The organism is Phyllobacterium sp. SYP-B3895, from assembly GCF_009647635.1.
GTDB classification, from domain to species: domain Bacteria; phylum Pseudomonadota; class Alphaproteobacteria; order Rhizobiales; family Rhizobiaceae; genus Phyllobacterium; species Phyllobacterium pellucidum.
Genome location: NZ_WJIG01000001.1, coordinates 642584 through 666553 on the forward strand (window position 1 = coordinate 642584; position 23970 = coordinate 666553).

At 58.2% G+C, this 23970-nt stretch carries 20 protein-coding genes and 1 pseudogene; 11 read left to right on the forward strand and 10 right to left on the reverse strand.

Features of this window, described 5'->3' with window-relative positions; all coding sequences use genetic code 11:
• Positions 1 to 30 precede the first annotated feature (30 nt).
• Both GF108_RS03070 and GF108_RS03075 read left to right on the forward strand, forming a co-directional pair.
• A complete protein-coding gene (locus GF108_RS03070) occupies positions 31 to 1773 on the forward strand; it encodes a cation:proton antiporter (protein WP_370462057.1) in 1743 nt (580 codons plus the stop codon).
• Between the two features lie 134 nt (positions 1774 to 1907).
• Positions 1908 to 3434, forward strand: a complete 1527-nt coding sequence (locus GF108_RS03075; RefSeq protein ID WP_153666817.1) for a UxaA family hydrolase — start codon at positions 1908 to 1910, stop codon at positions 3432 to 3434.
• A 74-nt stretch (positions 3435 to 3508) separates the two neighbouring features.
• Here GF108_RS03075 and GF108_RS03080 read toward each other — a convergent pair whose 3' ends face one another.
• The 6 genes from GF108_RS03080 to uxaC all read right to left on the reverse strand — a co-directional run bounded on the left by GF108_RS03080 (position 3509) and on the right by uxaC (position 10589).
• Entirely contained in the window at positions 3509 to 4354 is an 846-nt protein-coding gene (locus tag GF108_RS03080) for an ABC transporter permease (RefSeq protein WP_027230858.1), read from the reverse strand.
• A 3-nt stretch (positions 4355 to 4357) separates the two neighbouring features.
• A complete protein-coding gene (locus tag GF108_RS03085) occupies positions 4358 to 5269 on the reverse strand; it encodes an ABC transporter permease (RefSeq protein ID WP_027230859.1) in 912 nt (303 codons plus the stop codon).
• A 5-nt stretch (positions 5270 to 5274) separates the two neighbouring features.
• Positions 5275 to 6342, reverse strand: a complete 1068-nt coding sequence (locus tag GF108_RS03090; protein ID WP_153666818.1) for an ABC transporter ATP-binding protein — start codon at positions 6340 to 6342, stop codon at positions 5275 to 5277.
• A gap of 61 nt (positions 6343 to 6403) precedes the next feature.
• The gene (locus tag GF108_RS03095) at positions 6404 to 7582 is read right to left on the reverse strand and encodes an ABC transporter substrate-binding protein (RefSeq protein ID WP_370462094.1); all 1179 of its coding nucleotides are present in this window, start codon (positions 7580 to 7582) and stop codon (positions 6404 to 6406) included.
• A 116-nt stretch (positions 7583 to 7698) separates the two neighbouring features.
• Positions 7699 to 9183, reverse strand: coding sequence for a mannitol dehydrogenase family protein (locus GF108_RS03100; RefSeq protein ID WP_153666820.1), 1485 nt, complete (start codon positions 9181 to 9183; stop codon positions 7699 to 7701).
• A gap of 8 nt (positions 9184 to 9191) precedes the next feature.
• On the reverse strand, positions 9192 to 10589 hold the full coding sequence (uxaC, locus tag GF108_RS03105; RefSeq protein WP_153666821.1) for a glucuronate isomerase: 1398 nt from the start codon (positions 10587 to 10589) through the stop codon (positions 9192 to 9194).
• A gap of 254 nt (positions 10590 to 10843) precedes the next feature.
• On the opposite strand from uxaC, the gene GF108_RS03110 reads away from it, so the two are divergent.
• From GF108_RS03110 to GF108_RS03140, 7 genes and pseudogenes are all read left to right on the forward strand, one after another.
• A complete protein-coding gene (locus GF108_RS03110; RefSeq protein WP_153666822.1) occupies positions 10844 to 11614 on the forward strand; it encodes a GntR family transcriptional regulator in 771 nt (256 codons plus the stop codon).
• Positions 11615 to 11648: 34 nt separating this feature from the next.
• Positions 11649 to 12839 carry a mannonate dehydratase gene (gene uxuA / locus GF108_RS03115; protein WP_153666823.1) on the forward strand — a complete coding sequence of 397 codons (1191 nt, stop codon included), beginning with the start codon at positions 11649 to 11651 and terminating at the stop codon, positions 12837 to 12839.
• 488 nt (positions 12840 to 13327) lie between these two features.
• On the forward strand, positions 13328 to 13633 hold the full coding sequence (locus GF108_RS03120) for a septal ring lytic transglycosylase RlpA family protein (protein WP_051614846.1): 306 nt from the start codon (positions 13328 to 13330) through the stop codon (positions 13631 to 13633).
• A 115-nt stretch (positions 13634 to 13748) separates the two neighbouring features.
• Positions 13749 to 14690 carry a glutathione synthase gene (gene gshB, locus GF108_RS03125; RefSeq protein ID WP_153666824.1) on the forward strand — a complete coding sequence of 314 codons (942 nt, stop codon included), beginning with the start codon at positions 13749 to 13751 and terminating at the stop codon, positions 14688 to 14690.
• Positions 14691 to 14802: 112 nt separating this feature from the next.
• Positions 14803 to 14904, forward strand: a pseudogene (locus GF108_RS22645) (ATP-binding protein); the annotation flags it as partial.
• A gap of 44 nt (positions 14905 to 14948) precedes the next feature.
• Positions 14949 to 16742 (forward strand): recombinase family protein, encoded by a 1794-nt coding sequence (locus GF108_RS03135; protein WP_172982558.1) that lies wholly within the window; start codon positions 14949 to 14951, stop codon positions 16740 to 16742.
• A gap of 389 nt (positions 16743 to 17131) precedes the next feature.
• Positions 17132 to 17521 carry a hypothetical protein gene (locus tag GF108_RS03140; RefSeq protein ID WP_153666826.1) on the forward strand — a complete coding sequence of 130 codons (390 nt, stop codon included), beginning with the start codon at positions 17132 to 17134 and terminating at the stop codon, positions 17519 to 17521.
• A 584-nt stretch (positions 17522 to 18105) separates the two neighbouring features.
• On the opposite strand, the gene GF108_RS03145 is transcribed toward GF108_RS03140, so the two are convergent.
• From GF108_RS03145 to GF108_RS03160, 4 genes are all read right to left on the reverse strand, one after another.
• Positions 18106 to 19131 carry an NAD(P)-dependent oxidoreductase gene (locus tag GF108_RS03145; RefSeq protein WP_153666827.1) on the reverse strand — a complete coding sequence of 342 codons (1026 nt, stop codon included), beginning with the start codon at positions 19129 to 19131 and terminating at the stop codon, positions 18106 to 18108.
• Positions 19132 to 19240: 109 nt separating this feature from the next.
• A complete protein-coding gene (locus tag GF108_RS03150) occupies positions 19241 to 20071 on the reverse strand; it encodes an SDR family oxidoreductase (protein WP_370462058.1) in 831 nt (276 codons plus the stop codon).
• Between the two features lie 101 nt (positions 20072 to 20172).
• Positions 20173 to 21333: an aldo/keto reductase gene (locus GF108_RS03155; protein ID WP_153666828.1), complete on the reverse strand. Its 1161-nt coding sequence runs from the start codon at positions 21331 to 21333 to the stop codon at positions 20173 to 20175.
• Positions 21334 to 21517: 184 nt separating this feature from the next.
• Positions 21518 to 22411 carry a LysR family transcriptional regulator gene (locus GF108_RS03160; RefSeq protein WP_153666829.1) on the reverse strand — a complete coding sequence of 298 codons (894 nt, stop codon included), beginning with the start codon at positions 22409 to 22411 and terminating at the stop codon, positions 21518 to 21520.
• A gap of 126 nt (positions 22412 to 22537) precedes the next feature.
• Here GF108_RS03160 and GF108_RS03165 point away from each other — a divergent pair, with 126 nt between their 5' ends.
• Together GF108_RS03165 and GF108_RS03170 are read left to right on the forward strand one after the other, a co-directional pair.
• Positions 22538 to 22996: a cytochrome P460 family protein gene (locus GF108_RS03165; RefSeq protein ID WP_153666830.1), complete on the forward strand. Its 459-nt coding sequence runs from the start codon at positions 22538 to 22540 to the stop codon at positions 22994 to 22996.
• Complete coding sequence (locus GF108_RS03170; protein WP_370462059.1) at positions 22993 to 23667, forward strand: DUF4405 domain-containing protein; 675 nt, start codon at positions 22993 to 22995, stop codon at positions 23665 to 23667. The genes GF108_RS03165 and GF108_RS03170 overlap by 4 nt, the downstream gene beginning before the upstream one ends.
• The last annotated feature ends 303 nt before the right edge of the window (positions 23668 to 23970 follow it).

Genomic DNA, 23970 nt, shown 5'->3' on the forward strand with positions numbered 1-23970 from the left:
GGGAAAACACCAAACAATCGAAGGCTGAGGGTGCACCAGGAAGTCGCATTGATCGCAACCGTTGCCGTTGGCTTCGTGTTCGCCGCCATCCTCGGCTATGCCGCGGACAGGCTGCGCCTTCCGCCCCTCGTCGGTTATCTCGTCGCTGGCATCCTCATGGGGTCTTATACGCCTGGCTTCATGGCAGATGCGTCGCTGGCCGGCCAGCTCGCGGAAATGGGCGTCATTTTGCTGATGTTCGGTGTGGGCCTGCATTTTTCCGCAGCTGATCTTTTGGCCGTGCGCGGCATTGCCGTGCCGGGTGCGCTTGGCCGTATCGTGCTTGCGACCCTGCTCGGCATGGGCCTTGCGTCGCTATGGGGCTGGGGTCTCGGAGCCGGACTGGTCTTCGGTCTCAGCCTGTCCGTTGCCAGCACGGTCGTACTCCTGAAGGCGCTGGAGGAGCGCAATCTGATCGAATCCGTCGGCGGCCGCGTGGCCGTTGGATGGCTGATCGTCGAAGATCTGGCGATGGTGCTGGCTCTGGTGCTCTTGCCGGCCTTTGCGGAAGTCCTGGGCGGCCATGCCGCCGCCCATGCGGCCAGCGATCTTTCGATTGCCGCAACGATTTCCATCACCTTGCTCAAGGTTGCCGCCTTTACCGGCATCGCCGTCTTTGTCGGGCCGAAGGTCGTGCCATGGCTTTTGACGCTGGTTGCCCGTACCGGCTCCTCGGAGCTCTTCACCTTGTCCGTGCTTGCCCTTGCCCTCGGCATCGCCTACGGGTCCGCGGCAATCTTCGGCGTTTCCTTCGCGCTCGGCGCCTTCTTTGCCGGCGTCGTCATGAGCGAATCGCGCCTCAGCCACCGGGCCGCCGCCGATTCCCTGCCGCTGCAAAATGCGTTTGCCGTTCTGTTCTTTGTGTCCGTCGGCATGCTCTTCGATCCCTCGATCATCGTGCGCGAGCCGATCGCGGTGATCGCCGTTCTGGTGTTGATCATCATCGGCAGATCGCTGATCGCCTTTTTGGTAGTGCTCGTGCTGCGCTACCCCTTGGGTATGGGCGTGCGCATATCCACCGGTCTCGCCCAGATCGGTGAATTTTCCTTCATCCTTGCCGGACTTGGCGTCACGCTCGGCTTGCTTCCACGCGAAGGGCAGGACCTGATCCTCGCCGGGGCGATCCTGTCGATCACGCTCAACCCGCTGGTATTGCTCGCCGGTGAGGCCATTCAGAAGAAACTGCAGGCAACCTGGCCAACAGTGTATGCAACGTACGGCAAGGTGAAGTTTGAAAAGCTTAATCACGCGGTCGAGCAGATCCGCGCCGCCAATGACGAGCGCAACCGGCAGCACCAGCTGGAGATGCAGCAGCTTTGCGAGACATTTCCGCTTTTCTCCCAGGTCGACGAGAATTCGCAGGAGGAACTCTTGCTGCTGTTCCGGCCGAAATCCGCATCACCCGGCGAGCGCGTCCTGCGCAAGGGCGATCGCCCGGACGGGCTCTATTTCATTGCTTCCGGCGCGGTCGAGGTTGAGCTGGCGGATGACAATGTCCGGCTCGACGCCGGCGCTTTTTTTGGCGAGATGGCGCTGCTCAGCGGCGGCCGGCGCACGGCAGACGTTATTGCCGTTGACTTTTGCGCGTTCCTCGTGCTTGAGCGACGCGACTTCAACGTCTTCATGTCCCGGCACCCGGCACTGCGCAAGGCCGTGAGCAACATGGCACGCGAGCGTGCTGAAATGAACGTCTCCCGCCGGAAGCGGGACGACCAGTCACTCGATGTGACCTGAACCAGCCCACGCATTGGCTACAAGTTCTCGCCCCCGAAAGGTCCCCGCGGTGCTATGATGCGGGCAACGCTAACATGACGCATTGAAACTGCTACCCTCTCCAACTAATATATTAATTCAACCTGGAGAATTTCATGGACACGCTTACCGCCCCTCGTCATTTGCGGCTGCACGCCAGCGACAACGTCGTCGTTGCCGTCGACTCGTTTCAGGCCGGGCAAAAAATCGAGGGCGTCACGGTTGCCGATCGGGTGCCGCGCGGCCACAAACTGGCATCGCGAGTCATTGCCGAGGGCGAGCCTGTGCGCAAGTTCGGCCAGATCATCGGCTCGGCATCAAAGCTGATCGAGCCTGGCCAATGGGTGCACGAACATAATCTGAACTACAGCGATTTCGTACGTGAGGCGGATGCGGGCCACGCGCCACATGGGAGCGGTTTGCTGCCGCTGACGCAGCGCGCCACCTTTGAGGGTTTCCGCCGCGCCAATGGCCGTGCCGGTACGCGCAACTATATCGGCGTCCTTACCTCGGTGAACTGCTCGGCCTCGGTGGCGCGATTTATCGCCGAGGCGGTGCGCAAGTCGGGGCTTCTCGATGAATATCCAACGATCGATGGCGTCATACCACTCGTCCATGGCGGCGGCTGCGCCATGGATACGAACGGCGAAGGCTACGAAGTTCTGAAGCGCACGCAGTGGGGCTACGCCACCAACCCGAACATCGGCGCCGTGCTCATGGTCGGGCTCGGCTGTGAGGCATTCCAGATCGGTCGCTGGAAAGAAACGTATAATATCGTTGAGAACGACACGTTCCGCAGCCTGACGATCCAGGAAGTGGGCGGCACCCGCAAGACGATGGAAGCGGGCATTGCCGCCGTCCGTGACATGCTGCCAGTCGCCGCGAACGTTCGGCGCGAAACCATTCCCGCCTCGGAACTCATGCTCGCTTTGCAGTGTGGCGGGTCCGACGGCTATTCCGGCATTACCGCCAATCCCGCTCTCGGTGCTGCGGTTGATCTCCTCGTCAAACATGGCGGTACGGCGATTCTTTCCGAAACGCCGGAGATCTACGGCGCCGAGCATCTCCTCATCGAGCGCGCCTCGAACCCGCAGGCGGTCGAGCGGCTGCAATCGATCATTGCCTGGTGGGAGGATTATACCGCCCGCAACAAGATGGAGATGAACAACAATCCGTCGCCGGGCAACAAGGCCGGTGGCCTCACCACTATTCTCGAAAAGTCGCTTGGTGCAGTCGCCAAGTCGGGCACATCGCCGCTCGAGGCCGTCTACGGCTATGCCGAGCCCGTCACTTCCCATGGGCTCGTCTTCATGGATACGCCCGGTTACGATCCCGTTTCAGCGACGGGTCAGGTTGCCGGCGGCGCCAATGTACTTGCCTTCACCACAGGCCGCGGCTCGGCCTATGGCTGCAAGCCGACGCCTTCGATCAAGCTTGCCACCAATACGCCGATGTACAACCAGATGATCGAGGACATGGACATCAATTGCGGTGACATTCTCGACGGTGTCTCTATCGAGGCGAAGGGCCAGGAAATCTTCGAACGGGTTCTGAAGGTTGCTTCCGGCGCGCCGAGCAAGTCCGAACAGCTCGGCTATGGCGATGCGGAATTCGTGCCTTGGCAGATTGGCGCAACGATGTAGCCGACAAGGCTGCAGGCATTGGAACGAAAACGGGAGCCAATGGCTCCCGTTTCCTTTCGTCCCTGCCTCTACGGTCAGGCGGCTGTTTGCTGATGCTTGGCTCGCGCCACGATTTGCGTGGGGTTGACGAAGCGCAGTGCGATGAGCAGCCAGACCAGCGTCGTGATCATGTAGACCACAGCCATCGCGTCGATCGATTGCACGGCGCGAACGCCCGACGCAAACACCGAATAGTAGAGCGCGACGACAAGTGTCTGGCTGGTCGGCCCGGCGGTCAGGAACGTCAGCTCGAACATTGCGACGGTGCGCACGAGCACGAGGAGGAGAGCCGCAAGGATACCCGGCAATAGCATCGGCAGGAGAACGTGGATGAAGAGCTGGAACGTTCCGGCGCCGAAGACGCGTGCGGCGGCTTCGATCTTGGGATCGATCTGTTCGATGAACGGGATCATGACCAGAATGACGAAGGGCACTGTCGGCACGAGATTGGCGAGAACCACGCCCCAGAACGTGCCGCCAACGCCCGCCTGATAAAGCACCGTCGCGAGGGGAATACCGAAGGTGATCGGCGGAACCAGCAGTGGCAACAGGAAGAGCAGCATGACCAGTTTCTTGCCGGGAAAATCCCTGCGCGCCAGCGCGTAGGCCGCGGTCACGCCGAGTATCCCCGACAGGGCGACCACGGCGAAGACGATCTGGAAGGTGACGAGCAGGACGTCGCCGAGCTGGAACTCGGTCCAGGCGGTGAAATACCACTTCGTGGTCCATCCGGCCGGCAGCCACGTGCCGAGCCAACGGGTGGCGAAGGAAGAGAAGATCACGGTGGTGATCATCGCAAGGAGATTGAGGACAAAGAAGCCCACCAGGACCCAAACGGCGGTGATCCAGAGCTTTGCAGCAATTGTTGTGTCGCGGATCATGGATCAGCCCTTTCCGCCGGCGGTCGAGCCGCGATAGAACATGTTGCGAATGACGAGAATGGCGACGACGATCAACAGCTGGACAGCCGCCATGATCATAGCGATCGCCGATGCCATCGAATAATCATATTGCTCGAATGCCGCTTGGTAGGCCGCAATCGAAATGACGCGCGTCGGTCCGGCAGGCGCGCCCAGCAAGACCGCGGAAGGAAACACCGCGAAGGCCTGGACGAAGGACAGGCAGAAGGCGATGGCAAGGCCGGGAACCAGAAGCGGCAACATGACATGGCGGAAGCGCTGCCAGCTGCTTGCGCCATGGGTGGCGGCAGCTTGTTCCAGCGCCGGGTCGATGCCCGATACGTAGGACAGCGTAAGCAGGAACGTGAACGGGAAGCCGGTGATGATCAGCGACGCGAACACGCCCCAGTAATTGTTGGTGAGCTTGAGCGGCCGGTCGATCATGCCGAACTGGATGAGGGTGCGGCTGAACCAGCCTTGCGGGCCGAGATAGTTCAGGAGCCCTTCGGCGACGAGCACGGTGCCCAATGTGACCGGAAGAACCAGGATTGTCGTCAATAGCCGCTGATGCTTCAGCAGCCGCACCCGCAGGGCAACCGGAATGGCGATGGCGATGCTGATGATCGTCACCGGTACGGCGAGCCACAGCGTGGTGAGGATAGTGTCGTAGAGAAACGGGTCGGAGAAAAACTTCTGATAATTGCCAAACAGGCCACCTTCCTTTGGCGTGAAGGAAAGGACCAGGCCATAGATGAAGGGATAAACGAATACGGCCAGCAAGAACAGGAATGCCGGCAGTACCAGAAGCGTAACGCCGTCAATGCCGCGCACCGCCAGCCGCTGGCGCAGCGGCAGTCGATACTCGGACGGGGAGGAGGATGCGGTAATGCTCGCCATGGCCGTCACGCCGCAAAAGCCAGCGCACGCGCCGGATCAACTGAAAGCCAGATGGAACTGCCGAGTTCTGCGGTATGGCCGGCGTGGAAAACAAGTTCTAGACCGCCAGCGGTCCGCGCCGTCCCGACAAATTCGCGGCCGCGATACTCGATCGTCTCAACCACGGCCTCGACAGTCTGCGCCGACTTTTCGCCGGCAACGACATCGTCGGCACGGGCGGCAATGACGGCCGTATCTCCGGGCTTCAGGGATGAACGGGCGGTGCCGATCAAGGTCGCATTGCCGACGGTGACGGTTGCCCGGTCGCCTTCCTTGGCGACGACTTTGCCGGTCAGGCGGTTGCGGTAACCCATGAATTCGGCGACATCCAGATGATCGGGGCGCTCGTAGAGATCACTTGGGACGCCAACCTGCCTGATCTCACCGTCGCGCAGGACCACGACGCGATCAGCCAGGGACAAGGCTTCATCCTGGTCGTGGGTAACGTAAATCGTTGTTGCGCCGAGCTGATTGTGAATGCGGCGTATTTCGGCGCGCATTTCGAGCCGGAGCTTGGCGTCCAGATTCGACAATGGTTCGTCCATGAGGACGAGCGGCGGTTCGATGACGATGGCGCGCGCGATCGCAACGCGCTGCTGCTGGCCGCCCGACAACTGACCGGGCAGCTTGTGGCCCTGACCTTGCAGGCGCACGAGATTAAGTGCCTCTTCGACCCGCTTGTCGATCTCGGCCTTGGCGACTTTGCGCATCTTCAGACCAAAGCCAATGTTCTGGCGCACGGTCATGTGAGGGAACAGGGCATAGTTCTGAAACACCATGCCGAACCCGCGATCCTCGGGCTTCAAGGTGTCGATGCGCTTGTCGTCGATGAATATGCCGCCGCCCGTGGTTGCCAGGAGCCCGGCAATGCAGTTGAGCGCCGTGGACTTGCCACAACCTGACGGCCCGAGGAGGGCGATGAATTCCCCCTTGCGAATGGAAAGCGAGACGCTCTTCAGCGCGTTATGCGCACCGAAGGCACGGCTCATTTGATCGAGACGAATTTCGCGAAATGGCGATGATGCAAGCAGCATCTGGAAACCTCATGGCTGTGCGCGGTCCGGCATCGCCGGGCCGCGCCGATGAAACAATAAATTATGACTTCTTGGCTGCGACTTCCTCATCCCAGCGCCGGAATGCCACCACCATCGACGACGGCTCGAGCGGAACCTCGATCGGGTTGTTGGCCATCCAGTCGGCATATTCCTTGCGGCCAAATTCGGCGATCGCGTCCTGGCTTTCCTGCGGCGCCATGGAGAGCGGTACGTCCTTCACCGCCGGACCCGGATAGAAGTAGCCCTGGTCGTAGGTGTAGGCCTGTTGCTCGGGTGTAAGCAGGAAGCTCATGAGATCGAGGAGCACCGCAACCTTCTCATCTGCCACGCCTTTCGGCACGCACATGTAATGCGCGTCGGCGACCCAATGGAAGCCCTTGAGCGGGGCGACTGCGGCTTCCTTCGGAACAACGCCGAGGACGCGCGGGTTGATATCCCAGCCGGTTGTCGACACCGTCATGTCGCGCGTACCTTCGCCGAGTTCCTTCATCAGTGCGCCAGTGCCTGTCGGGTAGTATTCGATATATTGACCAAGTTCCTTGAGGTAAGCCCACGTCTTGTCCCATCCCTTGACCGGATCGCGCGGATCGCTATCGCCAAGAAGGTAGGGCAGGCCCATGAGGAAGGTACGGCCTGGACCGGAATTTGCCGGACGCGCATAAAGGAACTTGTTCGGGTTCTCCTTGGCCCACGCCAGCAGCTCTTCGGCTGTGGTCGGTACTTTTTTCACCCGATCCGGCATGTATTCAAGCAGCGGCCCCGAGGGGTAATAGGTAACGACGACGCCATGGTCCTTGCCGAGCGCCAGCATGCGATGAGCCGGTTCAAGATAGATTTTCGCAAGGTCAGGCAGCGATGCAGCGTGATCCGGGAGAAGCTTGATCCATAGATCCTGTTCGAGCCCGGCGGAGAGCGCGTCAGTACCGGTGAGCACGAGATCGATATCGAGCCGATTGGCCGCCTGCTGTGCCTTTATCTTGCCGGGCAGTTCCGGTGCCGGCGCCTTGGTAAAGGTGATCTTGGAAACCAGTTCCGGCTTCGCCTTCGCGTAGTTCTCGATTGCAGCCTGCGTCAATGCAAGGTTGCCGGCAACGTCAGCGACGTTGATCGCGACCGGCGAAGTCGGCAGTGCCAGCTTCGACTGGGCAAAGAGCCGCGTGGCGGGTAGCGCGGCGACTGCTGCCAGACCGCCGATGGCCTGTCTGCGTGTAATGCGGATCATATTATTCCTCCCTTTGATTTCCCAATGTCCTGCGGTGAGACTGCGACCGGGTTCCCGGACCGGCCTGTTTTGAGATTTGATATATTAATCTATCAGATCAGGATAGCAAGGCTTTAGTCTCTTCCAGCTTTTGCTACAGTCAGAGCGGCGCCATCGCGCAGCAGTTGTTCCAGTGCCCCGCCAACGGCGCGCCGAAATTCATCCTTGTCCGCAAGGTCCTCACCAAAAATCTGCTGCATCCCTAGATAGGCGTCGAGAAGGTCGGCGCCCGAGGTTTTGCCCTGCGTGCGTTCGCGGAAATCGTTTGCCAGCGGATCGCGAACGTCGATCGGCTGTCCGCGCTCATCTATCCCCGTGGCGTAGCGCATCCAGGCCGCGACGCCGAGCGCCAGCCGTTTGAAGGGCTGGCCCTGTTCGATGCGCTTGCGGATCGTGTTCAACAGCCGCTGCGGCAGTTTTTGCGAGCCATCCATGGCGATCTGCCATGTGCGGTGGCGCAGAGCCGGATTGCGAAAGCGCTCGCGCAGCTGCGCCTTATAGGACGAAACGTCGAAGCCTGAAAGCGGCGGCAGGGTCGGCGTAATTTCTTCGTCCATCATCGCTTCGATGAAGGCAGAAAAGCCTTCCGCCTGCATCACGTCGGATACCGTCTCGTGTCCGGCAAGATAGCCGAGATAGGCGAGAGTCGAGTGACTGCCGTTAAGGAGGCGCAACTTCATCAATTCGAACGCATCGACGTCTTCAACGAAGGTGACGCCGACTTTCTCCCATGCGGGACGTCCGGATGGGAAATGGTCCTCCACCACCCATTGCGTAAACGGCTCGGTCATGATCGGCCAGGCATCGCGAAGCCCGGTCGCTTGCGCGACAATTGCGCGATCCGTGTCGATGGTTGCCGGAACAATGCGATCAACCATAGTCGAAGGAAAGGCCACGCTTTCGCGGATGAACATCGCGAGGTCAGGATCGCGCAATTCGGCAAAGCGCAGGACGACCCGCTTGAGTGTTTCGCCGTTCGCCGGAAGATTGTCGCACGACAGGAGCGTAAACGGCTCCGTCCCGTTTTCACGACGGCGCGCGAGTGCCTCTACGATGAAACCAATCGCCGAACGCGGCGCAGCGGGATGCGCAAGGTCGTGGACGATATCCTGGTGACTTTCGTCGAGCGAAGCCGTCGCGGGCGCATAGCAATAGCCCTTTTCCGTTACCGTCAGCGAAACGATCTTGACGGAAGGTGCGACCATTGCCGACAAGACGGCTTGCGGATTTTCGGGCGCCACAAGAACGTTGGTAATGCTGCCAATAACGCTGAAACGATCGCCGCTGCCATCACGCACGGCAACCGTATAGAGGCCGTTTTGCGGCTGCAGCGCATCTCGTGTGTCGGCACTGCGCAACGAAACCCCGAGGATGCCCCAGCGATTGTCGCCGCTCGCCAGTACGGCATCCGTGTAGACTGCCTGATGGGCACGGTGGAATGCGCCAATACCAAGGTGCACAATCCCGGTATTTATCTCGTCTCGATCGTAAGCCGGCCTTTGCACAACCTTGGCGAGGCGAGCCAGCGTGGCAGCGGACAGTTGATTTTGTTCGGTCATGTCCATTCCTAAAGCTTGTATGCCTGCTTGGCGAGGCGGTAGGAAAGATCGACCGCCACCTCCTGCGCCTCGTCCTCATCGAGCCGGTGATCGGCGACAAGGCGGGCAAGAAATGCGCAATCGACGCGGCGCGCCATATCGTGGCGGGCAGGGATCGAAAGATAGGCGCGCGTGTCGTCGTTAAAGCCCACAGTATTATAGAAACCGGCGGTCTCGGTCGTCAGTTCGCGGAAGCGGCGCATGCCTTCCGGACTGTCGTGGAACCACCAGGCCGGTCCGAGGCGCAAGGCCGGATAATGCCCGGCAAGCGGCGCTAGCTCGCGGCTGTAGCTGGTCTCGTCGAGCGTGAACAGAATAAGCGTCAGCCGCGGATCGTTGCCGAATGCATCGAGCAAGGGCTTCAGCTCTTCCACGTAGCCGGTGGCGCGCGGAATGTCCGCGCCCTTGTCCGCTCCGAAGCGGCCGAAAATATCCGGATTGTGATTGCGGAAGGAGCCGGGGTGGACCTGCATGACCAGGCCGTCCTCAACGCTCATGCGTGCCATCTCGGTCAGCATCTGTGCGCGGAAGAGTTCTGCATCGGCAGCAGAGGCTCCTTGCAAAACGCGATCGAACAGGCTCGCGGCCTCCGCCGGCGAAAGATTTGCCGTGCGGGCCGTCGGGTGGCCATGGTCAGTGGATGTCGCGCCCCGCGCCTTGAAATAAGCGCGGCGCAGGCGATGCGCTTCGAGGTAGCCGGCATAGTCGAGATTAACGCCAGCCAGCGCGACGAAATTTTCCACATTCGAGCGAAAAGCCGGCTGCGCGGCATCGACGACCGCATCGGGCCGGTAGGCCGGGACAACGCGGCCATCCCAACCTGAGCGCAGGATCGCATAATGCGCGGAAAGATCATCTGTTGCGGCGTCGGTGGTCGAAATGACCTCGATGCCGAACTGCTTGTAGAGCGCGCGCGGGCGCATGGCCGGATCAGTCAGGCGTTCGGCGATCCGGTCGTAGAGCGTGTCCGCATTCTTTTCATTGAGCCGCTCATCGATACCGAAAACCGTTTCGAGCGCATGCTCGAACCACAGGCGGGAAGGCGTTCCCCGGAACAGGTGAAAATGCCGCGCGAACGTTTGCCAGATGGTGCGTCCGTCCGTCTCGACGGCCCCGCCATCCTTTCTCGGAACGCCAAGCGTTTCGAGGCGCACGCCTTGTGAGTAAAGCATACGAAAAATATAATGATCTGGCTTGACGAAGAGGCTTGCCGGATCGGGAAATGCTTCGTCATCCGCGTACCAGCGCGGGTCGGTATGGCCGTGCGGGGAGACAATCGGCAACCGCTCAACGGTCTCGAACAAGCGCCGCGCGATGGCACGCGCGTCAGGCTCGATTGGAAACAACCGGTCGGGGTTGAGGGCCATTCTTCAACTTCCTTGCTGCGTCATACATTAAGGGGCTACGTGATACCAAAGCTTGGTGCCGATGCCCGCAAGGCCATTATCTTCAGAGATTTGCCGGTATTGGCCTTGGCGAACACTAGAGAATAATATATTAGTATGTCAACACCCGATCGCGCGTGGAATGTCTCGCCGCTGCGGATCGCGGATCTAGGAATTTGGGTGGAATTCCATCATTGAGGATTGAAGGATCCAAAATGAGGAAATGGAGCGCTTGAATGGCAGCAAAGCAGGCGGGAGAAAAAAGCGTCGTCCTTTTGGCGTCCGAGACGATCGTCACGCCCGGCGCTACCAATGTGCGGCCCGTTCGGCATGGGGGAGCAGCGCCTGTTGCCCGGGTCACCACGGCGACAGCCATTTATCGCGAACTCCATGCAGCCATCGTTTCGATGGAGATGACGCCCGGAACGCCGCTGAACGAAAAGGTGCTCACCGAACGCTTCGGCGTCAGCAGGACGCCGGTTCGCGAGGCGCTGATCCGCCTCGTTGAAGATGGCCTTGTCGACGTGTTTCCCCAGTCCGGAACCTTTGTTGCGCGCATTCCTGTTGCGCTGATACCTGAGGCTGTCGTCATCCGGCAGGCGCTGGAAGGCGCGACCGTCGAGCGCGCTGCATCGCGAGCGACCGCGAACGACATCGAACGTCTTGACGAGGTTCTGGCGCGGCAGCAATTCTTCGCCGACCGCCAGAACATGGGCGCATTCCATGAAGCCGACGAAGCATTTCACGAGGCGATTGCCGCCATTTCAGGACATCCCGGCATCTGGCGCTACCTTAAGCCGGTGAAGGTACAGATCGACCGGGCGCGGCGCATGACCCTTCCCGCTCTGGGGCGCATGGAACATGTGCTTTCCGAGCACCGGATCATCCGCAATGCCATTGAGGCCCATGATGTGGCGGCAGCTTGCGCTGCCATGCGGAAGCACCTCGACGCCGTCATCCCCGATGTCGACGAATTGAGAAAAAGCCACCCGGAATCATTCATCTGATCCGGACGAGATAAAACACACTACGGAGGAATGCATGCGTCAGGGATGGCGATGGTTTGGCCCGAAGGCGGGCGTGTCGCTGGATAATGTGCGTCAGGCCGGGGCGACCGATATCGTCTCCGCGCTGCACGACGTACCGATCGGCGAAGCCTGGACCTCAGCGCAGGTTCAAGAGCGCAAGTCCATGATCGAATCGACGCCGGACGGCCGCTCGCAGTTGACCTGGTCAGTGGTCGAAAGCATTCCAATTCCCGACGCCGTGAAACGGACAGGCGGTACGGCGAAGAACGAAATTGCCGCCTGGATCGCCAGTATGGAAGCTCTCGCGGCCAATGACATCAAGGTCATCTGCTACAACTTCATGCCCGTTGTTGACTGGTGCCGCACCGAACTCGACTACGTCACGCCGACCGGGTCCACGGCCATGCGTTTCGACCACAACATGTTCGCTGTGTTCGATCTGCACATCCTGCAACGCAATGCTGCCGCGGGTGAATATTCGCAAGCCGACCAGGAGATTGCGGCCGAGCTCTATGCCGGCATGGGCGCACAGGAAATCGCTGATCTTACCCGCAATATTGCCAGCGCCCTTCCCGGCTCGACCACCGAGCCGCTGACGATTCCGGCGTTCCGCGACAAGCTGGAGGCCTATTCGGGTATCGATGCGAACAAGCTTCGCCAGCACCTCATCGAGTTCCTGCTGGCCGTGACACCCGTCGCCGATGATCTCGGTGTCAAGCTGACACTGCATCCCGACGATCCGCCGCGCCCGCTGTTCGGACTTCCGCGCATCGCCTCGACGGAGGCGGATTATGCCGCGCTGTTCGAAGCAGTGCCTTCGACCGCCAACGGCATGTGCTATTGCACGGGCAGCCTTGGCGTGCGCGCCGACAACGATCTGCCCGCAATCGCGCGGCGCTTTGCCGACCGCATTCACTTTGCCCATCTGCGGGCAACGACGCGCGAGGGCGATGGCCGCACCTTCCACGAGGCAGCACATCTCGAAGGCGACGTCGATATGGTGGCTGTCTTGCGCGAACTCCTTGCCGAGGACCGCAAACGCGACAAGTCGCGCAGCATCATCTTCCGCTCGGACCATGGTCACCGCATGCTCGACGATCTCAACAAGGAGGTGACCCCTGGCTACCCTGCCATCGGCCGCCTGCGCGGCCTTGCCGAACTTAGGGGCATCATTCACGCCCTTGATCCACAAGCTCTCGTCTAAAAGCGATCACTTTTTACCAAATATTGCACCCCGGCTTTCCCAAGCCGGGGCGTTCTAGTTCTTTATAGTTAATCCATTTTAACCATATTCATGAGTCGGCTCGTCCTGCTGGGCAAATAGAGCGCAATAATCCGGTGAATATCCATCACATTATCGCCATATTTTGCCAAACAGGCAGAAATACCTTTCCATAGAGAAGCATTTCCGATCACGTTTTGAATCATATTAAGACAAGCTTTTTGAGTAACTTGGCTGCTCTTCACGGCTGATCTCGGCCGATCTTGCTTTGGCGGGCCACCTCAGGGCCACATTTCTCCAAAATAGAAGCAATTACTCGCTCACGCCGTGATCTACTTGCCCGGGGGTCAATCTTCAATGCGTGTGTCTTCAGTCCGGCAGTTCTGCCGCGGGCTACCACAAGTGCGAACATCACCATGGTATCTATCGCAAGCATCCGCACCGTCCTTTCGGCATCGGTGCTATTCCTCATGCTCGGCGCCGTTTCAGCACACGCAGGCTCAGCCTGCGGCGGCGCTTCCTGGTATGCCTTGCGTTCCAAGACTGCATCCGGCGAACGGATGAACCCATCCGATTTGACCGCCGCTCACCGCACCCTGCCCTTCGGCTCGAAGGTCAAGGTTACCAATCAGCGCAATGGTCGTTCCATTGTCGTGCGCATCAATGATCGTGGGCCGTTCATCAAAGGCCGTGTGATCGACCTCTCCAAGGGTGCGGCCAACCGGCTCGGCTTCGTCGGGCAGGGACACACCAACATCTGCATGGCCCAGCTCTGATAAGGCCTCCGGAAGCAGGCATGCGCCAACGGCGTTGGCGTATCATGGGATTGACGTTGACCGTCGAACGTGACATCGCCATGTGAGCATTTCCTGCTCGTTTAGGGGACGTTCGATGGTACTCCAAGTCGCGGTCCAGATGGACCATATCAAATCGATCCGGATCAGCGGCGACACGACCTTCGCGCTTTGCCTTGAAGCGCAGAAGCGGGGCCACGTTCTCTTCCATTACACGCCCGACCGGCTCAGCCTGCGCGACGGCGTCGTGTCGGCGCGTATCGAGGAACTCAGCGTCCGCGATGTCGAAGGCGACCACTTCACCCTTGGTGAGCCGATCCGCCGTGACCTGTCGGAGATGGATGTGGTCTTGCTCCGCCAGGATCCGCCCTTCGACATGAACTACATCACGACGACGCATACGCTCGAGCGCATCCATCCGCGGACGCTCGTTGTGAATGACCCCGCCTGGGTGCGCAACAGTCCCGAGAAAATCTTCGTCACCGAGTTTCCGGATTTGATGCCGGAGACGCTGATCACCAAGGATCCTCAGGAGATTGTCGCCTTCCGCAAGGAGTTCGGCGACATCATTCTGAAGCCGCTCTATGGCAATGGCGGCGCCGGCGTATTCCACCTTGCCGACGGTGACCGCAATCTCACCTCGCTGCTCGAAATGTTCGGCCAGATGTTCCGCGAGCCTATCATCGCCCAGCGCTACCTGAAGGACGTGCGGGCCGGCGACAAGCGCATCATTCTGATGGACGGCGAACCCGTGGGCGCAATCAACCGTGTCCCGTCGGATAGCGATGCGCGATCCAACATGCATGTCGGCGGCCGGGCTGAGAAAACGGAACTCACCGAGCGCGAACGCGAGATCTGCGCGCGCATCGGACCGGCTTTGCGCGAACGCGGCTTCATTCTCGTCGGCATCGACGTGATCGGCGACTACATGACCGAGATCAACGTGACCTCCCCGACCGGCGTGCGCGAGGTGAAGCGTTTCGGCGGCGCCGACATTGCCGCGCTGTTCTGGGATGCCGTCGAGGCCAAGCGCGATTAAGGCTCCCCGCCTGAACCGTTCACTTAATGTTCTTGTGATGTGGAATGAAATGTGCTGATGTTGCGTCATTGCACTCAGCTCTTTTCATGCCCGCATTTTCAAGGACGAAATCATGGTCACCCGTGTTCGGACGGTCGCCTTCCAGGGTATCGATGCGCAGCCCGTCGATGTGCAGGTCATGATCGCGCCCGGCAAGATGGGCATGCACATTCTGTGGCCAATTAAATACAAAAGCTGTATTCTGCTGAGATGGCCAATTTGTCAAAACCGCTTGCTTATTCCTATGTTCGCATGTCGACAGACATCCAACTTAAAGGCGATAGCCTTCGTCGTCAGAAAGAGGCTTCGGCAAAGTATGCTCTGACGCACAACCTTAACCTGATTGAGGATCTCCATCTGGAGGACATTGGTGTCTCGGCGTTTAAGGGAGCCAACGCTGAAAGCGGGTCTCTAGGAGTTTTTCTCAATCTCGTAAAGTTAGGACAGATTGAAAAGGGCTCATATCTTTTGGTGGAATCGCTGGACCGCATCAGCAGAGCGGATCTCATAGACTCTGTTCCACTTTTTCTACAAATCATAAAGTCGGGAATAAACATCGTAACACTGGCGGATGAGCGTCTTTATCCTGCTGGAGAAGCCAGCTTCGAGCAGATGCTTTATTCCATGGTCGTGCTCAGCAGGGCTCATGAAGAGTCTAAGACTAAGAGCATCAGAGTCTCGGCGGCTTGGGAACAGAAGCGAAATAAACTTCAAACCCAAAAGATGACGCGAGTCTGTCCTTCGTGGCTCGAGTTAACGGAAGACCGCGCGTCCTATAAAATCGTCTCCGATCGGGACGTCACAATAAGACGAATATTTGGCGAAGCCGACGCTGGCTATGGTTCGTATGCAATTGCTAAGAAGCTTAACGAGGAAAATATTTCGACTTTTGGAAAATCTCAAGGTTGGCATCAGTCTTTCGTCAGCAAGATTTTGGGCAACCGAGCTGTTCTTGGTGAGTTTCAACCTCATCGCTATGTCAACGGCATTGCAGAACCTGCTGGAGATCCAGTCCCGAATTATTTTCCTCAGATTATTTCTGAAGATTTGTTTCTGCGAGTTCGGGCCGAAAGGCGCGGGCGTTTAGTCGAAGGCGCCGGCAGAAGAGGTCCGGAAAACCGTAACCTTTTTAGTCACTTAGCCAAGTGCGCTTACTGCGGCAGCCCGATGAGATTTGTCAACAAAGGACCCGGTCCCAAGGGCGGGCACTACCTGAGATGCACCAATTCCGTCCGGGGATACGGTTGCATAGCTACTAGTTGGAAGTACTCGGACTTTGAGACATCCCTGCTGTACTTCGTTAGAGAGATCGATTTAGAAGCTACGCTACGCAGCGCTGAGCGAAAATCTGACCGGGTTATTATCGAAGAAAATTTGCGATCGATCGATGAGAAAATTCGCGAATTAGAGCTTCGAAGGGACCAGACCTACAATACGATAGGTTCTGTTCCTACCGATTTCCTTAGACTTAAGCTGGACGAATGCGAACACGATATCGCAAAGCAGACATCCCTCAGAAAAGAGGCTGCAGAAAGGCTATCACAACTCGGCGGCGACTCATCGTTCAGCTCTGAAGAGATCAAACTGCAAATCGTTGCCCTACAAAGCGGGGTAGGCAAGGACTTGGCCAGCAAACGCGCAGCGGTATCGAAGAAACTTAGGTCTATAATAACTACTCTGACCGTGGCACCTGAGGGGGACAAACCGAAGATCGACAAAATCAAAAGCCTATTGAAACGATCCGAGGTTGACGAAAAATATCAACACCAACTTCTGTCCCATATAAATGATACTCAAGTCGAGTTTGGGCGGCAGAATCGTAGTTTCAAGGTGGTGCTCGCCGATGGTGTCGCCAGGAAGGTGATTGTCGATACTGACGACCCAACGCGTTTTGTAACCCAAGTCACAGTCGATGCTGCTGGAAATATCAGCGGTGAAGGCCTATCGTTTCCTATCAACGAATATGAAAATATTGATTGGAGCGATGAAACCGCGTCGGTTCCCGATAAATAATCGATAATCGAATACAATTCTGCTGTGTAAAGACCCTCACAATTATCTTCGATGTTTGAGTTGGCAAACCACCTGAAAATCTGGTGGTTTATATTTCTATGAAAATTTTAAGAGAACAGAAATTGTCTAATAAATTCAATAATGCATACGGATTTTGGTTTGACCAAGTGATGACCGATTACGTCTGCAAACATAAATCTGAAACAGATACATTCGAAGGGTACTCCAAGGAAAACGGCTTCTTCATAACGTTCAGTTTCGACTCCAACGCAGTTGCTTCGCGTAAGCGAAGTTTCCACGATGACAATCAGACTCCTCGATCAATCGAATTTTGGAACGTCAACCATTTCTACAATGTGATTTGTAATCGGCTTATCGGTAGGAGGTTCATGGATGAAAAAAACAGAGATCGCCTTCCAAAAATGATTGCCTGTGCGGATGCAAATGGAACTCGGTATTGGTTAGCAATGGGGGACGTTGAAAACGTTCACCTTCACACAATTTGGATGCTACCTGCTGACCTGACTGAGAAATTTAAATCGGCCATCAATGAAATTCAAATCGAATGGGAGTTCACGAAATTTGATCTCAGAGACATCGATATTCAGCCCATGACGTCGTTTGTAACCGATCGCTTACGGCCTTCGGTCCTGTCTTCCTACACCTCGAAGTTTCTAGATTTCAACAATGAAAAATTACAGGTGGCGGAGGACATACAAATTTTCCCTAGATCAAAGGAATCTCATAAAATCGCCGATGCTAGAAAGTTTGAGAATTAGCGATCATTAATAATGGTGTTTTTAACGATAGGCGGCTTGTGAAGTGGTCCATCAACTTCACAGAGTGAAATGCTTGAAGCTTAGCTGTTCCGCGCAAAACAGGATGGCCACCAATCCATGACCCCCACTCGTGAAGCTAAAATACCATACCTACTCTGCGAACTGCCACTCCTTCCAGCGGGTTAACCCCATGAATGGCCAGCTGCCTACGAGCGCCGGAAGTGTTTCCCCGTAGGTATCTCGTCATCATTGTGGCGACCGGCCCCATCCCGCCTAGGTTGTAGCGGAGATTTTAGCTCCTCACGAACCTGAAAGTCAAAAAAACGATCTCAGATTCGTCGCCAAAATGGTCGCTATTGGCCCATTGCGGACATGGAAGCCACTATTACTGAAAGACGGCTCCGCCGCGCCTGCATGTCTGCCCCTCAGAATTCTGTCCTAATCACCTTAAAGCGGACACCGGCTACTGCAGAGTAAGCGCAGCTCAATCTGGACGACGCAGCACTGCGATCACAGGCCAGACGACGTAACGCTCGACGAGGTCGAGCGTTACTGACGTGCCAAATCAAACCACGGAATCGCCGCTATGTCATCGACACAGGTTTGGAGCGGAGTCGACTAGCTGTCGCCGGATCAGCCCGGCGGGAGAGCTGCGGAGGATACCCTTTTATAATGAGCTCGGCATCGGCCACCGCCATTTCGCCGATCGCAAATAGTGCATCGCGCGTCGCACCTGTGCGGTGGGCCGACAGTAGCAATCCCTCCATCCGGCGCACAGGATCGTCCAGAGCGACGGGTTCATTGGGGAACACGTCGACAGCAGCGCTGATACGCCCGGATTCCACTGCTCCAAGTAGATCGGGAAAATTTACGACGGCAGCCCGGCTCATCAGCAGAAATACAGAGCCTGACCGCATCAGGTCGAAGTGGCGTTTGTTGATGAACCCCTCGTTGTCGCTGGTCACACTCGCGAACACGAACACGACACGGCTCTCGCGAAAGACCGTTTCGATTTCGGCCGGAATGCAGTCCGACCGATCAATGATCTGGTCAGGAAGCCAGGGATCGAATACGCGCACGACGTTGCGAAACGGCCGCGCCAGATCGCGCAGCTGCCGACCGAGATCGCCGAAGCCTATGATGCCGATCGGTGCGCCGCCGAAACGAAACACCCCATCATTCCCTGCAAGTCCCCACCCTTCGGTGCCGGCGCGGAACTGGCGGTCTGCCGTGGTGATGTTGCGGCACAGGTCAATGGCCATCCCCAGCGCCGCTTCCGCGACCGGCGCCGCAAAAGCGGAAGCCGGTGTAATCACCCATATGCCGCGCTCGGTGCACACCTGGTAGTCGATGTTGGGCAGCAGATTGGTTTCGACATTGATGATGGCTTTGAGCTTTTGAGCTCGGTCGAGCCGTTCCTTGGGCATGGCCGTCTGACCAAAAATCAGGACTGTATGGGGGAGCAATTCCTCGATCTGCGCATCATCCATTGGGTGATCTTCCGAAATCACGACTTCACCCAGTGCCTCTAACCGGGCACGAACGCTCGGCTCCATGATTTGAACCAGTGTCCGCGGCAGCGGATCTACAAGTATAATGTTGCGGCTCATAATACCTCCCTTAACGCCCCGGGCCACAGCGACCAGTGGACGTTGCCTTATAAGCGGCTTTGCCGCTATTTGCGTTTCCAACCTGCGGGTGGCCGTACATGCTGGGTGCCTACGCGTCGAACGCCAGCGAACTCGACAATGCGCGGTAGGCGTCGATCTCTTTCTGTAACGTCGCGATCTTCTGTTCGGCTGTGGCGATGGCGTCCGCACCGGCGAGGAACCGCCGTGGAAGTGCGGGCTCTTTGTCGAGCTTGACCAGGGCCTGCGCAAGCTTGGCAGGATCACCGCCTTGTGTGCCATTGGCGCCGGTCCAGAAGGCCTCCTGTTGCATCCTGCGTTCGCGGTAGTCATCAACCGTGTTGTCAGCATACTGCGTCGATTCCGCAGTCAGCAGCTCGGTACGGAAGAAGCCGGGATTGACGATCATGGTCTCGATGCCGAACGGCGCCACTTCGGCCTGCAGGGCTTCCGTCCAGCCGTCGAGTCCAAATTTCGATGCCGAGTAGGCCGTGCAGAACTCATAGCCGATGAGGCCTGCGGTCGATGAGATCGAGATGATGCGGCCGGCTTTCTGCTTGCGCATGTCGGGCAAGAATGCACGCGTTACGTTCATGGGACCGAGGAGGCTGGTCGCCAGCTGCAGATCCATCTGCTGTCGCGACAGTTCCTCGAAATACCCGGCATAAAAGCTGGCAGCATTGTTAACGATTACGTCGATACGGCCGAAGCGCTTGATCGTCGTCTGTGCCGCGGCTTCCGCATCGGCGGGGCTGGTGACATCCAGCTTGAGCACAAGCAAATTGTCAGACGTTTCGAACACTTTCGCTACCTTGTCAGGGTTGCGACCGGTCGCGACGACCTGGTGCCCCGCAGCAAGGGCTGCATTGGTGATGTGCACTCCCATACCGCGACCGGCACCCGTAATGAACCACACGCTCACATCATCCTCCTTCGGTGTCGTAGCTTTCCATTCAGCCAGGCAAGAACAGCAACCCCGGGGCCGCCGTTCTGCTTGTCGCGAACTGTGTTAGCTTCGGCTAGTTAGGCCGCCGTCGTGTCGACGAAATCCATCTGCATCGCATTCATCCGTCCGCCATGCACCTTCAGTGCAGCGAAGGCGATATCCGACTCTCGAAGTTCAGTTGGCGTCAGTGTGAACGCGGTCGCACGCAAATTCTCCGTCAAGTGATCGAGGCTGCGTGTGCCCGGGATCGGAACGATGAACGGCTTCCTGGCCAGCAACCAAGCCAGCGCATACTGAGCAGGGGTGGCTTCTTTTTTGTCGGCGAACTGCTTTAGCAAAGCGAGGATCGGCAAGTTAGCCGTCAGATTGGCTTCGCTGAAACGGTCGAAGGTGCCGCGGAAATCGTTACTCGGGAACGGCGCATAAGGGCTGATGCGGGCGGTGAGATAGCCCATGCCGACCGGTCCCCAAGGCACAAAGCCGATCCCCAACTCTTCACAGACATCCAACACGCCGTTGGTCTCGACGTCTCTTTCCATGAAGGAATATTCGGTCTGAACCGCCGCGACCGGCTGCACGGCATGTGCGCGCCTGATCGTGCCGGCACCCGGCTCAGAGAGACCAAAGTGCAGGACCTTGCCCTCCAGGATCAGCTCCTTGACCGCACCGGCCACGTCTTCGATCGGAACGTTCGGATCGACGCGGTGCTGGTAAAGCAGATCGATATGGTCAGTACGCAGGCGCTTTAACGACGCCTCAACAACTTTCTTAATCGTCGCCGGGCGGCTGTCGAGCGGATGCCCGCCATCACCGGAAAGGTTGAAGCCGAACTTCGTTGCGATGGCGACCTCACCCCGGATCGGCTGAAGCGCTTCGCCGACCAGTTCTTCGCTGGTGTAGGGACCGTAGACTTCGGCCGTGTCGAAGAACGTGACCCCGTTCGCGTGGGCAGCGCGGATAACTGCTATGCCCTGGGCAATGTTCGCAGGCGGGCCATAGTTGGCGCTGACGCTCATCGTCCCCGCACCCAAGGTGGAGACGTGCAGTTTTCCTAGTTTACGTGTGTCCATAGCAGTACTTGTACCTGTTGATTGATTGAGCTTCGCCGAAGCGACGGACGACTGCGCCCAGATTGGAGTTGCCGCAGTAAGTGCGCTGGCGGCGGCTGTCGCTGCCAAGAAGTTGCGGCGAGTAACGCCATGCTTGGTTAAAACACCTGTTTGCGTAACGTCGTTCATCTTCGTCTCCTTCCAAGAATGGCCTCACCTGCCGGCGAACGCCTAAGTAGTGTGGGACTGTTCGAGCTTTATGCCGATAGTTAAACCAAGAGAGAGTAATCGACTATGTGCTAAAATACGCATGGCCTAATCGACTGCATGCATAAATGCAGGATCGCCTTTGGAGTAACTGGTTGCAAAGCGCCTATGGGCGGTAGCGTAAAGCGCCGATTAGGGCGGACAACGCTGGGGGGACCTGCCGGCGGCTGGGATGATAGAGATAATAGCCCGGGAATGTTGGGCACCAAGCCTCAAGTGTGCGAGCGAGCCGTCCCGCGACGATGTGCGAGAGCACCTCGTCTTCATAGACGAATGCGAGCCCCTGTCCTGCTAGCGCCGCTTCCAGCAGCAATTCGGAATTGCTGAACGTCAGCTGGCCCGACACCCGAACCTGGAAAGGGCGTCCATCCTCGGCGAACTCCCACGGGTAGATCCCGCCTGTGCGGATGTGCCGGTAGTTGATGCATCTATGCGCGGCCAGGTCCCGCGGGGTAGCCGGAGCGCCGTGTTCGGTAAAATAGGAGGGTGCGCCCACCACCGCCAGGCGGATATCGGCGCCGATGCGGATCGCGATCATATCCTTTTCAACGATGTCGCCGAAGCGGATGCCGGCATCAATGCGCTCGGCAACGATATCGATAAGGTCGTTAGTGACGATCATGTCGATCTCGATATCGGGATTAGCCGCAAGGAAGGCAGGCATCGCCGGCATGACCACGGTTGACACGGCATGTTTGGTGGCCGTGATGCGAACCGTACCGGTCGGCTTTCCGCGAAGCGCGCCAATCGCGTCCACTCCCTGCGCAATATCGTCAAGGGCCGGGCGCAACGAGCGAAGAAGTGTTTCGCCCGCGTCAGTGACAGATACCGAGCGCGTCGTGCGGGAGAGCAGGCGTACGCCTAAGCGTTCCTCGAGCATCTTGATCGCATGGCTCAACGCCGACTGCGACATGCCGAGTTCCGCGGCTGCGCGCGTGAAGCTCGCCTGTTCGGCCACCACCGCAAAAGCGGCCAGGTCATAAAGATCGTCTCGTTTCATTTATGCGCACCATCGATTAGGTCATGCGCATTATAGCGCCTAATCGAAGGGCTGGTCATCCACTATATGCCGACATGTAAGTCCGTCGCAGCCTGATCCAGACCAACACCGAAAAGGGGCCCACCAATGACCCGCATGACGCCATTCGCAGCGTTGATCTGCCTTGTCGCCTTCGCCACTTCCGCCATTGCCCAGACTAATCGCGTCACCTTCCCGACCGATTTCGCTGAGATGAAAATGTATGGCGATTACCGACGTGGCACAGGTGGGGAGCTGGCCTATGCACTGCCGGAAACGATCGAGACAGCAAAAGCAGGCAACCCGTTACCGCCGGGCACGCGGATCGTGCTGGAGATCTATAGCAACGACGCCCTGACCGATTATTTTGTGATGGAGAAGGGCGAACAGTGGGGGCTCGACTTTCCCGAGGAGCAGCGTACCGGCGACTGGCACTTTCAGCAATTCGAACCCAACATGCAGGTGCGCCGCACCGACATCGCCGACCGCTGTATGTCGTGTCACCAGGGTGCAGCGCGCAACGATTTCATGTTCAGCCACGACCGGTTGCTGTCGTACCTGCCGTGAAGCCGCTGTTCCTGGTCCGGCTTTTCCTAGACCTGGTAGCGGCGAGCCTGCTGCTTGGCGCCATGGCTTACTACTGGTCCGGGAACGCGCTGCACGAGATGATGGGCACCGCGATGTTCCTGCTACTCGTCGCCCACAACATCTTCAACCGGCGTTGGTATGGCACGATCACCAAGGGTCGCGGCGCGGCGCGCGGTATCATTACCAAAACCGTCAACCTGTCGCTCCTCGCCAGCATGCTCACGCTGCTGGTGACCAGCGTCATCATCTCGCAGAGCGTGTTCAGCTTCCTACCGCTCAACAGCACATTCACCGCCCGGCAGGTCCATGTGGCGGTCGCCTATGTGGTACTGCTGATCACGGCGGTGCATCTGGGCATGCACTGGACGCTCATCATGGGCATAGTGCGGGCCAGGCTTGGCATCCAAGGCCCGAGCCTGCTTCGGACGTCCGTCCTACGCGGACTTGCTGCAACGATCGCCGCTGCCGGTGTTTATGCCCTGTTTGAAGAAGGCGTTGTGTCGAAGCTTCTGATGCAGCTGTCGATGGAATTTCCCAGCTTCTCCACCCTGCCTTTTCTTGCGAACCACATCGCCATCGTCGGGCTGTTCGCCTGCCTTGCGCATTATGGCTACACGCTTTTCGGGCGGCGGCTTCAGCGCCGCACCTAAGTAACGCGCCCTCTTCACCATCGTCACTGGCGCTGGTCTGGAATGCGAGCCTGGATACAGATGTCCCGACTGTATTCATCGCAAGCTTTGCCCGACGATTGCTTCCCTGCCTGTATCGTCCGCTAGACGCTAAGCAAACTGCCTGCGTCAGTTGGGTTCGAGCCTGGGGTCGTTTCAGAGTCATTTTTTCTAATCGACCCCACAGCAAATCTTGACGGCGCGCTGCTGAATTACCAAATTTGTTCCCGTCGGTTGCACTGAGTGGGCCGACAGTCAGGGAGCGCCAAGCTTCTTGGCGCCCTC

What these genes read in the sequence shown, in the direction of transcription:
- GF108_RS03075 (WP_153666817.1), top strand. Translation starts at nt 1,908, where the DNA reads ATGGACACGCTTACCGCCCCTCGTCATTTGCGGCTGCACGCCAGCGAC.
- GF108_RS03080 (WP_027230858.1), bottom strand. Translation starts at nt 4,354, where the DNA reads ATGATCCGCGACACAACAATTGCTGCAAAGCTCTGGATCACCGCCGTT.
- GF108_RS03085 (WP_027230859.1), bottom strand. Translation starts at nt 5,269, where the DNA reads ATGGCGAGCATTACCGCATCCTCCTCCCCGTCCGAGTATCGACTGCCG.
- GF108_RS03090 (WP_153666818.1), bottom strand. Translation starts at nt 6,342, where the DNA reads ATGCTGCTTGCATCATCGCCATTTCGCGAAATTCGTCTCGATCAAATG.
- GF108_RS03100 (WP_153666820.1), bottom strand. Translation starts at nt 9,183, where the DNA reads ATGACCGAACAAAATCAACTGTCCGCTGCCACGCTGGCTCGCCTCGCC.
- uxaC (WP_153666821.1), bottom strand. Translation starts at nt 10,589, where the DNA reads ATGGCCCTCAACCCCGACCGGTTGTTTCCAATCGAGCCTGACGCGCGT.
- GF108_RS03110 (WP_153666822.1), top strand. Translation starts at nt 10,844, where the DNA reads ATGGCAGCAAAGCAGGCGGGAGAAAAAAGCGTCGTCCTTTTGGCGTCC.
- uxuA (WP_153666823.1), top strand. Translation starts at nt 11,649, where the DNA reads ATGCGTCAGGGATGGCGATGGTTTGGCCCGAAGGCGGGCGTGTCGCTG.
- GF108_RS03120 (WP_051614846.1), top strand. Translation starts at nt 13,328, where the DNA reads ATGCTCGGCGCCGTTTCAGCACACGCAGGCTCAGCCTGCGGCGGCGCT.
- gshB (WP_153666824.1), top strand. Translation starts at nt 13,749, where the DNA reads ATGGTACTCCAAGTCGCGGTCCAGATGGACCATATCAAATCGATCCGG.
- GF108_RS03140 (WP_153666826.1), top strand. Translation starts at nt 17,132, where the DNA reads ATGGATGAAAAAAACAGAGATCGCCTTCCAAAAATGATTGCCTGTGCG.
- GF108_RS03145 (WP_153666827.1), bottom strand. Translation starts at nt 19,131, where the DNA reads ATGAGCCGCAACATTATACTTGTAGATCCGCTGCCGCGGACACTGGTT.
- GF108_RS03155 (WP_153666828.1), bottom strand. Translation starts at nt 21,333, where the DNA reads ATGAACGACGTTACGCAAACAGGTGTTTTAACCAAGCATGGCGTTACT.
- GF108_RS03160 (WP_153666829.1), bottom strand. Translation starts at nt 22,411, where the DNA reads ATGAAACGAGACGATCTTTATGACCTGGCCGCTTTTGCGGTGGTGGCC.
- GF108_RS03165 (WP_153666830.1), top strand. Translation starts at nt 22,538, where the DNA reads ATGACCCGCATGACGCCATTCGCAGCGTTGATCTGCCTTGTCGCCTTC.